The sequence below is a fragment of the Shewanella septentrionalis genome (assembly GCF_025370265.1).
GTDB classification, from domain to species: domain Bacteria; phylum Pseudomonadota; class Gammaproteobacteria; order Enterobacterales; family Shewanellaceae; genus Shewanella; species Shewanella hafniensis.
Map to the genome: position 1 here is coordinate 1 of NZ_JAMTCC010000063.1, position 14,186 is coordinate 14,186.

Sequence of the window (14,186 nt, forward strand, 5' to 3'; positions counted from 1 at the left end):
AGCGTCTTTCCCTTAAAACCTTTGGGGATAGCAAAGTGTCTGGGTTTAATGTCTGTGACCTCAATAGCGCGAAGCCCCACAGAAAGTGCCACGCTAATCATTAGGCGAAACTCTTGGGATAGCCCGTTGCAACGCCAATTGTCCCTTACATGCTGTAGGTCAAGATCATTCAATGGCTGTAGATTGGTTTCTCTGATTGCGCTTCGGATTGAGCAATCCGTTAACGTCTGTCCATATTTGGTAGTGCCTGTGATTTCAAAAGGCAATTGAGAGATGTACCCATGACGGTAGCAAAACAGGTAGAAGCGCCTCACAATCGAAAGGGCTGCAACGGCTGTGCTGCGACTCAAATTTCCTTTCTCTATCTCATTATCTAAATAGGCCCGATAAAGGAAGATTGGATAGCGTTGGAGTCGTTCTTCGTGGTCATCCCAGTTTAGATTATTTGCATCCAGGTAACGGTAATATCTCAACAGATGAAAGCAGGTTGGTTTGACATCCTTTGTGCCCTCGACGATGCGGCGACTAAGGATGTAGGCATTAGGCTCAAACACTGGCTTACCTTCACTGGTAAACAGCATAAAAACGCCTTTGAATGACATTGGCTTATCAACTGTAAAAAAAAACTGGATTTCTTCGTATGACACCGATTTTTCAGTATGATAGGAATTGATAAACTCATCAGTGATTTCAACGTCACCAATCTCAAAGTATTCGTCTGTCTCTACCAGATGATAGAAGTGCTCCATACCTGACACGCCCCCACTTTATATATCTAAATTTAAGTATGGATTGCCATCTAAATTTGTCAACATAAATGAATCGCTAGTGTCAATCTAAGTATTACTATTGGGATTTTAAGTCGAATGAAAAAAAAGCCCCTTAAATAAGGGGCTTTTCTCGAAACACTAACCAAGGATTACTTGATTTTTGCTTCTTTGTAGATAACGTGCTGACGAATAACTGGATCAAATTTTTTGATTTCCATTTTTTCAGGCATGTTACGCTTGTTTTTTTCAGTTGTGTAGAAGTGACCAGTTTTAGCTGTAGAAACTAATTTGATCTTCTCACGATTACCTTTAGCTTTAGCCATGATCTATTATACCTTCTCGCCACGAGCACGAAGTTCAGCAACAACAACTTCGATACCTTTTTTGTCGATCAGACGAATACCTTTAGTAGATACACGTAACTGTACGAAACGCTTTTCTTCTTCTAACCAAAAACGGTGGTTTTGTAGGTTAGGTAAAAAACGACGACGGGTCGCGTTTTTTGCGTGCGAACGGTTGTTACCAACCATCGGCTTCTTGCCAGTAACTTGGCATACTCTTGACATGTCAATCTTCTCCAAAAACAATTTTAACGCTCGAGCATTAATGTGCCTCGTATGGCCGTCGCCCGAGGCACAAAGAGGGCGCATTTTATACACGATCACAGAGTGAAGATCAAGTGTTAGATTAATTAATCCAGCCTCGTTCTGCAAAAGAAACTATCTCTCGATCACCTACAACCATATGGTCCAATAAGGATACGTCTATGGTTGCTAACGCATTTTTTAATCGCTCAGTTATTCGTCGGTCAGCCTGACTGGGCTCGGCAATACCAGACGGATGATTATGACAAACTATAACTGCTGCGGCCTTTTTCTCCAGCACTAAGCTCACCACTTCACGTGGGTACACTGAGGCTGAGTCTATTGTACCGCGGAATAATTCGACAAATTGAATCACTCTATGCTGGCTATCCAGCAGTAAAACTGCGAACACTTCATAGGAGCGATCGGCCAATTGTCTCATTAAATAGTCCCGAGTTAAATCGGGATTTGTTAAAACTTGACCTCTTTGCAGATTTTCCTGCGCTACACGCCGCGCTAATTCGGCCGCAGCTTGAAGCTGGGCGTATTTTACAGGTCCTACGCCCGGAAGTCGACATACCTGATTTCGAGGAGCACAAAGCAGGTTTCTGAGGCCACCAAACTCGCTAATAAGAGACCTTGCAAGATCAACCGCGTTTAATCCCGCCAAACCGTTCCGCAGTAATACCGCCAATAACTCCGCATCCGACAGTTGCCCCGCCCCTTTTTGTAACAGTTTATCTCTGGGACCTTCCCCCTCAGGCCAATCTTTAATGCCCATGCGACCTCCCTGTCATCTCACATATTTTCACTTTACTGAGTATGGACGAGATTTTTTGAACTGGGAGAGTCACTAAAATTCACCGCTTTGTGATATTGTTGGCGGCATTATTTCTATCTCGGATGATGTCTGTGAGTCTGACAAATAAAAACGTCCTGCTGGGCATTGGCGGCGGTATTGCGGCCTATAAAAGTGCTGATTTAGTCCGTCGCTTAAAAGAGCGTGGCTTTGATGTGCGCGTGGTGATGAGCCAAAGTGCGATGGAATTTATCACGCCTTTGACGCTGCAAGCGTTATCTGGACATCCCGTTGCCTCAAGCCTACTCGATCCTGCGGCAGAAGCAGCCATGGGCCACATAGAACTCGCTCGTTGGGCAGATCTCGTCATCATCGCCCCTGCAACCGCAAACCTATTGGCGCGGATTAATGCCGGCATGGCCGATGAGCTGATCACCACCACTTGTCTTGCCACAGAGGCGCCTATCGCCCTGTGTCCGGCAATGAATCAGCAGATGTACCGTAATCTGGCGACGCAGGCGAATTTAACCAGTCTGGCATCCCGCGGCTTTACCCTTTGGGGACCCGCAAGTGGCAGTCAGGCCTGTGGTGAAGTGGGTCCTGGACGCATGCTCGAACCGCTAGAAATTGCCGAGCTAGCCAGTGATTTTTTTGCAACAAAAGAAGTCTCTGCGCTGCCTCTTGCAGGCCAGTCACTGCTGATTACCGCAGGGCCAACCCGTGAGGCAATTGATCCCGTCAGATACATTTCGAATCACAGTTCTGGAAAAATGGGCTTTGCCTTAGCCAAAGCCGCGGCAGATATGGGCGCAACAGTCACCTTAGTCTCTGGTCCAGTGAATCTAAGCACCCCAGAAGGCGTGACCCGCATTGATGTTGAATCGGCGCAAAATATGCTTGACGCTGTGATGGATAACGTTGATAAAAAAGATATTTTTATTGGCTGCGCCGCAGTAGCTGACTATCGCATTAGCGACATAGCCACCTGTAAGATCAAAAAATCGGCAGAAGAAATGCAACTTGCGCTGGTGAGGAATCCTGATATCTTAGCCACGGTTGCGAGCTTACCTAACCGTCCTTTTGTGGTGGGATTCGCCGCAGAAACCCATGATGTAGAAGCCTATGCGCGCGATAAACTCAAACGTAAAAACTTGAATATGATCGCCGCGAACGACGTTTCCGTTGCTGGTCTAGGCTTTAATGCCGATGCCAATGCCCTGCGAGTGTTCTGGCCGCACGGCAGTCAAGACTTGCCTGCCACTGACAAACTCACGCTGGCACGGCAATTACTTTCGTTGATAGTGAAAGAAAAAACAAATACATGAAAACACCGATTGAATTAAAAATTCTCGACTCCCGTATCGGCTCAGAATTTCCTTTACCTGCCTACGCTACACCTGGCAGTGCAGGCATGGATCTTCGCGCCATGATCGACACGACTTTGACTATAGCACCGGGTGAAACCGTGCTTATTCCAACGGGGATTGCCATTCATGTTGCCGATCCAGGACTGGCTGCAGTGATTTTGCCGCGCTCAGGTCTTGGCCATAAACACGGTATCGTACTGGGGAATCTGGTCGGACTCATCGATTCCGATTACCAAGGCCCCTTAATGGTGTCTTGCTGGAATCGTAGCGACAGTCCTTTTGCCTTAGAAATTGGCGATCGTCTCGCACAACTGGTGTTTGTTCCTGTAGTACAAGCACAATTCAAACTCGTTGATGAGTTCGACAGCTCAGATCGTGGTGAAGGCGGATTTGGCCATTCAGGCACTAAATAATCCCCTAAGTCGTTATTAAGCCAAGGATACTGCAATGGCTGTAAGCCCAAAAATTAATCGTCGTGAACATATTTTGCAATGTCTAGCACAGATGCTAGAAACCAACCCAGGACAAAGGATCACCACAGCGAAACTGGCCTCAGAAGTCGGTGTATCGGAAGCCGCCCTGTACCGTCACTTCCCGAGTAAAGCGCGGATGTTCGAAGGCTTAATCGAATTTATCGAAGAGTCGTTATTGTCGCGCATCAATTTAATCATGGATGACGAAAAAGACACCATGAAACGCTGCCAACTGGTGCTGCAACTGTTACTGATTTTTGCCGAGCGTAACCCGGGGATTTCCCGCGTCCTCAATGGTGATGCTCTGCTCGGAGAAAACGAACGCCTGCGCAGCCGCATTAGTAATTTATTTGCCAAGATTGAAACCCAGTTGAAGCAAATCCTACGGGAAAAAACCCTGCGGGAAGGCAAAGGCTTCAACTTAGACGAAGCCATATTAGCCAATTTACTGTTAGCCTTTGCCGAAGGGCGAATCGCTCAATTTGTTCGAAGTGAATTCAAACTCAAACCTACTACACACTTCGATGAACAGTGGCGTTTTATCCAACATCAACTTTTACAAAGCTAATGATTTTTCAGTTCTGACAAAAATGCTCAGCTTCCTAAAAACTAATCTAAAATTTTGGGATTGACTCAAACTTGCCGTCACTGCCAGTCTAAACTCGATTAGTAGTGGCTGATTTAAAGCCGATATCCGATAAGGACTATCGGCTTTTTCATGTGGCCCATGAGCGTTTTTCGGTATGAATTATCTGCAATTCGCGTTATCCTCCTCCCCCTATTCTTGCCCTAGCGAGAATAACAATAATTTGTATCTGATGCTGAACAGCCCAAGTACCACTCGATGCTCAGCATAGGTTTTCTGTTATAGCCGCTACGACGTAGTGGAGGATAAGATGGCATTAAGTGAAGCAGCAGTAAAAGTACAAGCCGCGTTATTAGAACGTGGACTTGAAACCCCAATGCTCCCAAGCGTTTACAGCAGTGAAGAACGTAAAGACAAGATTGAACATCATATGAAAGAAATCCTGACATTAATGTCATTGGATTTGTCAGATGATAGCCTTGCCGATACGCCGCGCCGCATTGCTAAAATGTACGTCGATGAAATCTTCTCCGGCTTAGATTATGCTAACTTCCCTAAGATCACGGTTATCGACAATAAGATGGGCTTCGATGAAATGGTGCGAGTGCAAGACATTAGCCTCACCAGCACCTGCGAACACCATTTAGTGACGATCGATGGTACTGCGACCATAGCTTATCTACCACGCAAAAAAATCATTGGTTTATCAAAGATTAATCGCATCGTGCGTTTCTTTGCCCAACGTCCACAGGTGCAAGAGCGTTTGACTCAGCAAGTGTTAGTAGCGCTACAAACCTTGCTCGAAACCAAAGACGTTGCGGTTAAAATGGATGCTGTGCATTACTGCGTAAAATCCCGTGGCGTGATGGACTCAACCAGTTCAACCACCACCACAGCACTTGGCGGTATTTTCAAATCTAACCCTGCGACCCGCGCCGAGTTTTTGCATCAGTCGAAATAAGTGTGTTGAAGCTTAACGTTATTTAAACGTTTCGAAATCAATAGCAATCAATACAACTTAATAAAAAAACGCTGCGATTCCTTCTATAGAATCGCAGCGTTTTTTGTTTTCATACCAACCCAATCAAACCTTTCTCAACCTAGCTAAGATCAATGCTGGCTGATTAACTGATTTCACCACGCCAATAATAGCCACTTGATCAATACCAGCGACTAAGCACTCGATTTAAATGCCGTATTGCTCGCGGTACTGGCTCACGGCGGCAAGTTGCGCTTCCATTCCAGGCTTTTCAGACAGATAACTAATGAGGTCGGCAAGTTTAATGATCGCCACTATGCCACAGCCAAAATCACGCTCAACCTCTTGAATTGCCGATAACTCGCCCTTGCCTTTCTCTTGCCTGTCTAAGGCGATCAACACACCGGCTAATTGTGCCTTATGGGCTTCGATGATTTCCATCGACTCACGAATTGCAGTACCGGCAGTGATCACGTCGTCTACCAACATAACGCGGCCTTTCAGCTCGCTTCCGACTAAGCTGCCACCTTCGCCGTGATCTTTTTTCTCTTTGCGGTTAAAGCAGTAAGGGATATCGATATCGTGGTGTTCACACAGGGCAACCGCCGTAGTGGTCGCAATTGGAATGCCTTTATAAGCTGGGCCAAACAGCAAATCGTAATCAATGCCTGAATCCACTAACGCAGCGGCATAGAAACGGCCTAAACGCGCCAAGTCACGGCCAGTATTGAACAAACCCGCATTGAAGAAATAAGGACTGATACGACCCGATTTAAGGGTAAATTCGCCAAATCGCAACACCTGACGTTCTAAGGCAAATTCAATAAACTCACGTTGATAGGCTTTCACAATATCTCCTTACGGCTTTGTCTTTTATTGGTTTTTATTAGGTAATGTTTTATTAGGCAACATTTAATTAGGTACAGGGCTTGTCTAACACTAGCATCTTGCTGCAGATAAAAAGTTGCAGCTAATAAAAAGCCCCGCACTCTGTAACATGACGGGGCTTGTTCATCGCCACACTATTAGTTCAGTGCGGCTTTCTGCACATCGACGATTTCACGAATACTGTTCTTCGCCAATGCCAACAGTTCGAGCAATTCTTCGTGGCTGAATGGCTCGCCTTCGGCGGTGCCTTGAATTTCGATGATCTTGCCCGTTTCCGTCATCACCACGTTCATGTCAGTTTCAGCGGCGCTGTCTTCGATATATTCTAGATCGCTTATCGCTTCACCCTTGTAAATACCGACGCTGACTGCAGCGATAAGGAATTTAAGCGGGTTAGATTTAATGATGCCTTTACCGCGTGCCCAGTTCAGCGCATCCACTAAGGCCACACAAGCGCCAGTGATAGAAGCAGTGCGCGTGCCACCGTCAGCTTGGATCACATCACAATCAATCACGATAGTGTTTTCGCCTAGGGCTTTCATATCCACACAGGCGCGCAGAGCACGGCCGATAAGACGTTGAATTTCTTGCGTACGGCCTGATTGCTTACCGCGAGCGGCTTCACGATCCATACGGCTATGGGTCGAACGTGGCAACATGCCGTATTCCGCCGTCACCCAGCCTTGACCCTGACCTTTAAGGAAACGTGGCACACCTTCAGTAAAACTGGCGGTACAAAGCACTTTCGTTTCGCCAAATTCCACTAACACAGAACCTTCGGCATGGGCCGTAAACTGGCGAGTAATAGTGATGGGACGAGTTTGTGCTGGCGTTCTGTTACTTGGACGCATGCGAGATTCCTGTATTCTGAGTCATTGACCGATTTTGGCTGCATATTATAAGGGCTTGAGCCTTAGGATGCCATGCTTAGGGTGATTCTCTGGCAAACTCATCACACTCAAACGCCTAATACGTGTCCTTATACCCAAACAACCTGAAGATGCAGAATTCAGCGGGAGTTTAACGCACTTTAGGCAAGGCCATTTATTGCTCCTGCATAAATGGCATTCACGCCATCCATGGCGATTGCGGTTATTTGCGGACCTAGTGGACTAAGTTAAAAATAACCAACGCAGCATAAAGTGCGTTACCCCGTGGTTAACATCAGCCGCCGGGACGGAGCGCCTAGGGCACTTCACTTCCGTGTTGCATCAATTCAAAAGGTAGCCGACATTCTGTCATTGCTGCGCCTTGAATTGAAGCACACTAGGCGCTCTGAAACTCGTATCTTCAGGCAGCTTGGGGATATTTGCTGTATGCCTTTAATCCTAAAGCCATTGACTCTATAATCGCCTCTCATTATGACGATTAAACCATTAGGACAACCCATGATCCAAAGCATGACAGCCTACGCTCGCATCGAGCACAAAGCACAATGGGGCACTGCCTCCTGGGAAATTCGCTCAGTCAATCAACGTTATCTCGAAACTTACCTACGTTTACCCGAGCAATTCCGCAGTTTCGAACCCGTACTGCGCGACCGCCTACGTAAACGCTTAAGCCGCGGCAAAGTTGAAGTCAATCTGCGCTACGAACTGGCAGACAACAGCAATAACGAGCTGCAGTTGAATCAAGCGCTAGCAAAACAGCTATTAGGCGCCGCCACTTGGCTCAAGCAAGAAGCGGGACAAGGCGATGTCAATCTTACCGACATCCTACGCTGGCCGGGCGTGCTAGCGAGCGGTGAACAAGATATGGATGCGATCGGCGCCGATCTTATGACAGCCTTCGATTCAGCCATAGATCAATTCATCGAAGCCCGAGGCCGTGAAGGCGAAGCTATCAAAGACATGCTACTAAGCCGCTTAGATGGCGTGAGCGAGCAAATCGCCGTCGTACGCGAGCACATGCCTACTGTGATGTTGTATCAACGCGAAAAGCTCACCAACCGCCTTGCGGAAATCAAAGGTGAACTCGACCCAGCCCGCATCGAGCAAGAAATGGTGCTACTGGCACAAAAACAAGACGTGGCCGAAGAAATGGATCGCCTCGAAGCCCATGTGGCCGAAGCCCGCCGTATCCTAAAAAAAGGCGGCAGCGAAGGTCGCCGTTTAGATTTTATGATGCAAGAATTTAACCGCGAATCGAACACGCTCGCCTCTAAATCCATCAGCACTGAAATCACCTCGGCCGCAGTGGAACTTAAAGTTCTTATCGAGCAAATGCGCGAGCAGATCCAAAACGTTGAATGATATCCATAATCATCCACCAAGCATCATTAACCGTTGTTTTAAATCAATTTTAACATATCACCCGTCTATTAGCATCCATCTACACCCACCAATACCCACCGCCATATGGTGGGCATATTGGTGGGTATGCTACAATAACTCCGATCGTCAGTGGTGGGTATTATTGGCTTTCATAAAAGCAACCTTAAGGTCATGATGGGGAATGGATTTATGGGAAACCTGACAGTAAAAGAGATTGAGTCCAAGGCTAAAGGAGAACCTGGCCGGTATGCAGATGGAGCCGGTCTGTATTTTGTTGTCCCAAAGCTTGGCGTTCCATATTGGATGCTCCGTTACACGGCGCAATCCAAACGCAAGGAAATGACCTTAGCAAAATACAGTGATATGTCTCTTGCGGATGCGCGTGCGGAAGCTGCTACCAAAATGAAACAGTTTCGCGACGGTCTCGACCCGCTCATAGCCAAAAAACGTGCAGAGCAATCCCAAATCAAAACCGTTGATGATCTCTTTGCCGATTGGCATTTAGGTAACGTTAAAAGACTCAAGCACCACGAAATCCCCGAACGTATCTACCGTAAAGACATTGCTCCCCATATAGGCAGCTTCAACGTCGATAGCGTCACAGCCAGAGACATAAAGGCTGTATTACAAGCCATTGCAGCCACTAACCGCCCAGCAATAGCTAACGATGCTCTAATGTACTGCAAGCAGCTTTTTAATCACGGCATAAAGCTGGATCTGCTTGGCGCAAATCCCGCAAGTGCATTTTCTATATCAGATGCTGGTGGCTTAGAAAAAAGTAAAGACCGCGCTTTAACGCTAGAGGAAGTCACCACGTTTTTTAAAATCGCTAGGGAAAATAGTAACAGCTTTAGCCGTGACAACTATCTAGCTTGTGCACTACTGATTATATTGGGAGTACGTAAGTCTGAGTTGGCTGAAGCGCCTTGGAAGGAGTTTAATCTTGATGAGAATGTGTGGAATCTGTCCAAAGACAGAAGCAAATCAGGTGTGGGTATTGCGATTCCATTGCCTCCTATAGTGATGGGATGGTTATATGAGTTAAAAATTAGAGCACATGACTCCGACTATGTCTTTCCAAGCAGACGCTCCAGTAAAAATCCCCATATGGGCCCTGATACGCTAAACCGAGCAATCACTAAACTATTTGGCCACGAAGCCGGTAAGAAAAAACAACCCCCAAACTTAATGGGTGATATGCCCCATTTCACTGTGCACGATCTACGTCGTACCTGCCGCACCCTGCTTGCAAAACAAGGGACGCCAGGGCACGTTGCAGAGCGTTGCCTTAACCACAAACTAAAGGGTGTTGAAGGGATTTATAACCAGCATGATTATTTCGATGAGCGAAGGGAAGCGTTAGAAAAATTGTCACAATATTTGAAATTGATTATAAAGACCTAATGCTGAAATAATAACTATTTAGATCTAGCTCAGTTAAAGGCTTTTTAACTGAGCTTAGTATCTCAAATATCAATAGTAATATCTTACCTAAACTGGGTAAATCCTAACACATTGACCATAAATCCTTCACACGCCATAAAACCAATTAGTCCACCAATAAATTGAGGTCCAACACTCCAAAATATACGTTTATAAAATGCATCCATAGCACCTGATGTAAAGTATGCATCTGGCCTAACAAAGCTTAAAAATACTCCTCCAATAAAGGAGCCAATCGTCATAAACAGAGTTCCAGATAAAATGAAAGCTATCCATCCCCAAAAACCAAGTTCAACGTTGCTCTTGAATATCGTCAACAAAGCCATTGATAGTACTAATAAAAAACAAATTATCAGATATTTAATAAACCGGTCCATTTTTGAAACTCTCCTAACTGCTTTAAAATTAAGAGATTAGTAATAGCTATAACAAGTCATCTCGAAGGTGAGCGGATAGAGAAAATATATTAGATTTACCCCATCAACTGGTTCAGTCAGATTTGATGCAATAACCAACCTCCAAACTCATATTAGAACCTCTAATACACAACCAAAATATCCTAAAATGGGATATTTTACAACTTCGTCTACTATCGGCCCATGAAACAAAAGCTATGGTCGGATAGAGAAGAAGCCTTACGTAATGAATTGAAAGCTATGCGTAAAAATGCAGGCCTCAGTCAAAGTGAGCTCGCTCTTAAATTAGAAAAGCCCCAAAGTTTCGTATCCAAGTACGAGAGCGGGGAGCGTCAACTCAAAATCTTAGAGCTTGAGCAGGTTTGCCTTGCCTGTGGCACATCAGCGCATGCATTTTTGAAAGATTTTAGTGAGCTGTATGTTGAAAAAGATGCATAAAAGAGCCTCAATGAAGAGGCTCAATCTCAATATTGTTGGGTAACGCCAACGGAAAATAATCAAACTTGTGCTTTTAACTGCAGCCAGCCTTGGGTGGCTAGCTTTCTAAGCAGCCGCCTGTAAGACGGTAACTAGACCATATGGAAACAGGTGTACTGCTAGAGCGCATTAAGTAAGGATTTATTTCATTACAAACACCCGATAAACCTCTCTGGGTACGGGAAGAATTTTTATGCCCCAAAAGCTGACTTCTATTGATGCGGCTACAGAGCAATGAAGTAGTTTTTAGCAGCTTAAAATAAGTAAGGGGCAACCAAATGGCCACCCCTTACTTTTAGCTTCGACCTTTTAGCTTCGACAAAATATTCTACTGTCAAAAACCATAAAATGACCTTTTAAGGGATTTGTTTGAAGTGCTTAGCGGGCCGATAAACAGTCACACTCTGGGTCCTTTGGCTGCCAGGCCTTTAACAACGCTTTGGTCATTACATTTTTACTCGACATGCTTCATTCCCTTGCAATATGAGGCGGTGTTACTGCCCAAAATAATCCCGTTTAGATTCAAAGCCTGCGGCTTGGAGCACCGCTATCACCGGCTTGGGTAAGATGTAGAGCATAAAATAATCCTCGCCAAAACAAAAAACTTGCTCTGGGAAATGCTGCTCGGCCAAGCGCACAATGTCACGGTAATAGTTGGCGGTATAGCGCTCAGCAGGGTCAATGAGTTGTACCCTGCCTACCCTGTTATCATCGGCATAAAACTCAGCAAAACCACGACGGGTTTTGTAACTGAACCTGAGCTTAGCTAACTCACACAGCTGCTCCAGCGGCGCGGCAAAGTACTCGTAGGGCTCTTCTAAATCATCGTCGGTGTATTCATCATAGACAAAGGTGCCAAAGCCAACCTCAGCGCTGCCAGGCAGTGCGCGCAGTACTGAGCACAGGTCGCGGTCAGTGTCCTCTGGGCAGGCATAACCGAGTGCTGCCAATTGCGAAAGCAGGGCCACAAGCTCCTCGGGCCAAGGCTCTTTCGGCTTAGGCTCGGGCTCCTCCTCGGGATTAGCGGCCTCTTGCTGTGCATCCCATTCACGGAAGGTCACAGGGTCGCGCTCTGCCTCCTGCCACAATGCCTGCCAGCTTAGCGAGCCTTGAGAAAACTGCTCACACCAAAGCCGAATCCTTTGGAAGTCATCAGGGGAGACTTGGCTTTCTCCTTTCAAGACTCGTTGCGCGAAGATTATCGGATCTCGTAATGTTAATCGCGTTCTCGTAATATCCGAGCTGTGACTAAAAATCCAAGAATATTTATCCTCTGTCAGCATACCACTTAAATAAGGAAGACCCTGCTGCTTTACGCCATGAGTATAAAATAGACCATCAACAATGTGCGCAGGCAAATTATAAACATCGCTTTGAAAGGTAAAGTATACGTCTTGGCATAGTGAGTATCGTCGCTTAACATATTCCGCTTCGAGTACATCAGGCATTGGCTTACGGTAGAAGAAATTGAATAACTCAGGTTCCCTTCCCATAAAAAAAGCTGGGATCCGCAATCTCTGGATTAAAGCCAACAAACGTTAATTCAAACTTGTTATCCATTCTACTTATAGCATTATAAATTTCTTCTTTGACTATCCAATCGGCTAGTTGTGAGACTACGTGATCAAATTGTTTACGCCAGACTTCAGGATCCTTTGGGTGCCACAAGGCTTTTTGAAAACTGAACTTATCCATGTGCTTTACTCATATCCTTGCAGGCAGCTGGCGAGCTATGCCAGCCATTCACCCAATGACTTTATTCACCAACGCACTTTTCACTCACTAAAATAATCTGCCCTGAGTTTGCTGGCTGCCGCCAATGGGCTAAGACAGACGGGAGACAATAAATTCAGCAGCCTGCTGCGGCGTTACCGATAAGTCCAAAACACGTTCCATTCTTTCGGGAATATGGGCACTCAAACTAATACCTGCGGGACTGAACTCCAGCGCAATCAGTGCCAAGCCATACCGAAGCGCTCCTGCACGGCCGAAATAACACCCTTTATTTACCTTGTGGTCGGAGAACTCGAGCCCTTGAAGCACAGCGGTGGGCAAATGAGCAAACACTTCCCTCGCCATATGACTGCGCCGCAGAGTTTCCTCATCATCGCCACCAAAACAGTCATTGATAACCCATAGCTCATCTATCGGAGACGGAGGACGCCATGTCCAGTCAAACTGCTCAATCATCTCACTGTCGCCGCTGTTTAGGGCCAACATGACCGGCGTTTGGCCATTGGCGTCCCAAATCTCTGGGTTGGCACCGAGGTTGTCCATCAACTCGGTTGCCGCCGAGGCATTACCAGCCTTCACCGCAGCGGTCAGTGCGGTATCGCCTTGGCTGTCACGCTCGTCAATCCTGTCCTGGCATTCAAAGTGCTCCATTTCCATATCGCCGCCATTTCGGTAATGGTTCACCAAGCGTTCGATATCCGCCAACTCAGTTTGCCAGTCTCGCAAATCTTCAGCAGTGGCATTCGGTAAATAGCAGCAGTGCCATAAATCCATATCGGGAATATCAACAAATACACCGGGGAGCTTATTCAATGAGAACTGCTGCAATGCCTCGACCAAATCACTGCTGATATAGTGAGAGCCTTGCTGAGCAACCGGCCAGGTATAGGTGTCTCCCTGGTAGTCAAAACTGATGCGCAAGCTGCTTTCAAAATCACCTGCAACCGACAGATTTTCAGGGACCCAGTCACCCAAAGTTCTAGCAGCCACATCCACCAGCAAATCCAGATAACTCTCGGCCTCTGTAATCGTCTTGTACTCGCGGGAAATCAGCTGCCGGCCAAGATAAGCTTCTGCCAGTGCCAGGGTTGAATGCCCCGTATCTTCTGGTACATCGTGGCCATTTCGTTGCAGCAGTTTTATAAGGGCTTTCATGGGCGGATCTCCCATCGCAGGTTGCCGCTGATATAGGCTTTGCGATTGCCTGAAATAAAACCAAAGCTACGGCAGAAAAATGCCATTCTGGCGGGGGCTTCACTCACCCAGGGGGAAAGGCGCTCTCGGTCGGCTTCGGTGCCGTGGACCACAAGGGTAATTTCACCGTTAAACTTGCGGTTACGTTTATTGGTCCATACCTGAGTGCCATAACGGGCGGCGATGGTTTTCAGGCCAATTTC

The 14,186-nt window shown here is 46.4% G+C and carries 18 protein-coding genes; 7 read left to right on the plus strand and 11 right to left on the minus strand.

From position 1 onward, the window contains the following. From NE536_RS21430 to radC, 4 genes are all read right to left on the minus strand, one after another. A partial coding sequence (locus NE536_RS21430) for a hypothetical protein (protein WP_425347543.1) occupies positions 1–758 on the minus strand: 758 nt, incomplete at its 3' end. Positions 759–919: 161 nt separating this feature from the next. After that, on the minus strand, positions 920–1,093 hold the full coding sequence (rpmG, locus tag NE536_RS21435; RefSeq protein WP_006079871.1) for a 50S ribosomal protein L33: 174 nt from the start codon (positions 1,091–1,093) through the stop codon (positions 920–922). Positions 1,094–1,099: 6 nt separating this feature from the next. Further along, the gene (gene rpmB, locus NE536_RS21440) at positions 1,100–1,336 is read right to left on the minus strand and encodes a 50S ribosomal protein L28 (RefSeq protein ID WP_006079870.1); all 237 of its coding nucleotides are present in this window, start codon (positions 1,334–1,336) and stop codon (positions 1,100–1,102) included. Positions 1,337–1,457: 121 nt separating this feature from the next. Further along, positions 1,458–2,135: a RadC family protein gene (gene radC / locus NE536_RS21445; protein ID WP_006079869.1), complete on the minus strand. Its 678-nt coding sequence runs from the start codon at positions 2,133–2,135 to the stop codon at positions 1,458–1,460. A 122-nt stretch (positions 2,136–2,257) separates the two neighbouring features. On the opposite strand from radC, the gene coaBC reads away from it, so the two are divergent. The 4 genes from coaBC to folE all read left to right on the plus strand — a co-directional run bounded on the left by coaBC (position 2,258) and on the right by folE (position 5,540). Continuing rightward, entirely contained in the window at positions 2,258–3,478 is a 1,221-nt protein-coding gene (gene coaBC, locus NE536_RS21450; RefSeq protein ID WP_261273971.1) for a bifunctional phosphopantothenoylcysteine decarboxylase/phosphopantothenate--cysteine ligase CoaBC, read from the plus strand. Continuing rightward, positions 3,475–3,933: a dUTP diphosphatase gene (dut, locus tag NE536_RS21455; protein WP_006086674.1), complete on the plus strand. Its 459-nt coding sequence runs from the start codon at positions 3,475–3,477 to the stop codon at positions 3,931–3,933. The genes coaBC and dut overlap by 4 nt, the downstream gene beginning before the upstream one ends. A 34-nt stretch (positions 3,934–3,967) precedes the next feature. Next, the gene (slmA, locus tag NE536_RS21460; protein ID WP_006079866.1) at positions 3,968–4,561 is read left to right on the plus strand and encodes a nucleoid occlusion factor SlmA; all 594 of its coding nucleotides are present in this window, start codon (positions 3,968–3,970) and stop codon (positions 4,559–4,561) included. Positions 4,562–4,889: 328 nt separating this feature from the next. Further along, positions 4,890–5,540 carry a GTP cyclohydrolase I FolE gene (gene folE, locus NE536_RS21465; RefSeq protein WP_006079864.1) on the plus strand — a complete coding sequence of 217 codons (651 nt, stop codon included), beginning with the start codon at positions 4,890–4,892 and terminating at the stop codon, positions 5,538–5,540. A gap of 225 nt (positions 5,541–5,765) precedes the next feature. Here folE and pyrE read toward each other — a convergent pair whose 3' ends face one another. After that, the gene (gene pyrE / locus NE536_RS21470; RefSeq protein WP_259511916.1) at positions 5,766–6,407 is read right to left on the minus strand and encodes an orotate phosphoribosyltransferase; all 642 of its coding nucleotides are present in this window, start codon (positions 6,405–6,407) and stop codon (positions 5,766–5,768) included. Between the two features lie 176 nt (positions 6,408–6,583). Next, positions 6,584–7,297, minus strand: a complete 714-nt coding sequence (rph, locus tag NE536_RS21475; RefSeq protein ID WP_006079862.1) for a ribonuclease PH — start codon at positions 7,295–7,297, stop codon at positions 6,584–6,586. Positions 7,298–7,834: 537 nt separating this feature from the next. On the opposite strand from rph, the gene NE536_RS21480 reads away from it, so the two are divergent. Then, positions 7,835–8,698 carry a YicC/YloC family endoribonuclease gene (locus tag NE536_RS21480; RefSeq protein ID WP_006086670.1) on the plus strand — a complete coding sequence of 288 codons (864 nt, stop codon included), beginning with the start codon at positions 7,835–7,837 and terminating at the stop codon, positions 8,696–8,698. A 210-nt stretch (positions 8,699–8,908) separates the two neighbouring features. After that, complete coding sequence (locus NE536_RS21485) at positions 8,909–10,123, plus strand: tyrosine-type recombinase/integrase (protein ID WP_261273965.1); 1,215 nt, start codon at positions 8,909–8,911, stop codon at positions 10,121–10,123. Between the two features lie 83 nt (positions 10,124–10,206). On the opposite strand, the gene NE536_RS21490 is transcribed toward NE536_RS21485, so the two are convergent. Continuing rightward, the gene (locus tag NE536_RS21490; protein ID WP_011071658.1) at positions 10,207–10,539 is read right to left on the minus strand and encodes a membrane protein; all 333 of its coding nucleotides are present in this window, start codon (positions 10,537–10,539) and stop codon (positions 10,207–10,209) included. A 222-nt stretch (positions 10,540–10,761) separates the two neighbouring features. Here NE536_RS21490 and NE536_RS21495 point away from each other — a divergent pair, with 222 nt between their 5' ends. Continuing rightward, complete coding sequence (locus NE536_RS21495) at positions 10,762–11,016, plus strand: helix-turn-helix domain-containing protein (protein WP_261273966.1); 255 nt, start codon at positions 10,762–10,764, stop codon at positions 11,014–11,016. A gap of 533 nt (positions 11,017–11,549) precedes the next feature. On the opposite strand, the gene NE536_RS21500 is transcribed toward NE536_RS21495, so the two are convergent. The 4 genes from NE536_RS21500 to NE536_RS21515 all read right to left on the minus strand — a co-directional run. Next, positions 11,550–12,548, minus strand: coding sequence for a hypothetical protein (locus NE536_RS21500; RefSeq protein WP_261273967.1), 999 nt, complete (start codon positions 12,546–12,548; stop codon positions 11,550–11,552). After that, complete coding sequence (locus NE536_RS21505) at positions 12,532–12,750, minus strand: hypothetical protein (RefSeq protein WP_261273968.1); 219 nt, start codon at positions 12,748–12,750, stop codon at positions 12,532–12,534. Before NE536_RS21505 ends, NE536_RS21500 begins: the two co-directional genes overlap by 17 nt. 129 nt (positions 12,751–12,879) lie before the next feature. Then, positions 12,880–13,944 (minus strand): ankyrin repeat domain-containing protein, encoded by a 1,065-nt coding sequence (locus NE536_RS21510; protein WP_261273969.1) that lies wholly within the window; start codon positions 13,942–13,944, stop codon positions 12,880–12,882. Next, positions 13,941–14,186, minus strand: a 246-nt coding sequence (locus tag NE536_RS21515) for a hypothetical protein (protein ID WP_261273970.1), incomplete at its 5' end; no start/stop codon positions are given. The genes NE536_RS21510 and NE536_RS21515, both read right to left, overlap by 4 nt.

What these genes read in the sequence shown, in the direction of transcription:
- rpmG (WP_006079871.1), bottom strand. Translation starts at nt 1,093, where the DNA reads ATGGCTAAAGCTAAAGGTAATCGTGAGAAGATCAAATTAGTTTCTACA.
- rpmB (WP_006079870.1), bottom strand. Translation starts at nt 1,336, where the DNA reads ATGTCAAGAGTATGCCAAGTTACTGGCAAGAAGCCGATGGTTGGTAAC.
- radC (WP_006079869.1), bottom strand. Translation starts at nt 2,135, where the DNA reads ATGGGCATTAAAGATTGGCCTGAGGGGGAAGGTCCCAGAGATAAACTG.
- coaBC (WP_261273971.1), top strand. Translation starts at nt 2,258, where the DNA reads ATGATGTCTGTGAGTCTGACAAATAAAAACGTCCTGCTGGGCATTGGC.
- dut (WP_006086674.1), top strand. Translation starts at nt 3,475, where the DNA reads ATGAAAACACCGATTGAATTAAAAATTCTCGACTCCCGTATCGGCTCA.
- slmA (WP_006079866.1), top strand. Translation starts at nt 3,968, where the DNA reads ATGGCTGTAAGCCCAAAAATTAATCGTCGTGAACATATTTTGCAATGT.
- folE (WP_006079864.1), top strand. Translation starts at nt 4,890, where the DNA reads ATGGCATTAAGTGAAGCAGCAGTAAAAGTACAAGCCGCGTTATTAGAA.
- rph (WP_006079862.1), bottom strand. Translation starts at nt 7,297, where the DNA reads ATGCGTCCAAGTAACAGAACGCCAGCACAAACTCGTCCCATCACTATT.
- NE536_RS21480 (WP_006086670.1), top strand. Translation starts at nt 7,835, where the DNA reads ATGATCCAAAGCATGACAGCCTACGCTCGCATCGAGCACAAAGCACAA.
- NE536_RS21485 (WP_261273965.1), top strand. Translation starts at nt 8,909, where the DNA reads ATGGGAAACCTGACAGTAAAAGAGATTGAGTCCAAGGCTAAAGGAGAA.
- NE536_RS21490 (WP_011071658.1), bottom strand. Translation starts at nt 10,539, where the DNA reads ATGGACCGGTTTATTAAATATCTGATAATTTGTTTTTTATTAGTACTA.
- NE536_RS21495 (WP_261273966.1), top strand. Translation starts at nt 10,762, where the DNA reads ATGAAACAAAAGCTATGGTCGGATAGAGAAGAAGCCTTACGTAATGAA.
- NE536_RS21500 (WP_261273967.1), bottom strand. Translation starts at nt 12,548, where the DNA reads ATGGGAAGGGAACCTGAGTTATTCAATTTCTTCTACCGTAAGCCAATG.
- NE536_RS21505 (WP_261273968.1), bottom strand. Translation starts at nt 12,750, where the DNA reads ATGGATAAGTTCAGTTTTCAAAAAGCCTTGTGGCACCCAAAGGATCCT.
- NE536_RS21510 (WP_261273969.1), bottom strand. Translation starts at nt 13,944, where the DNA reads ATGAAAGCCCTTATAAAACTGCTGCAACGAAATGGCCACGATGTACCA.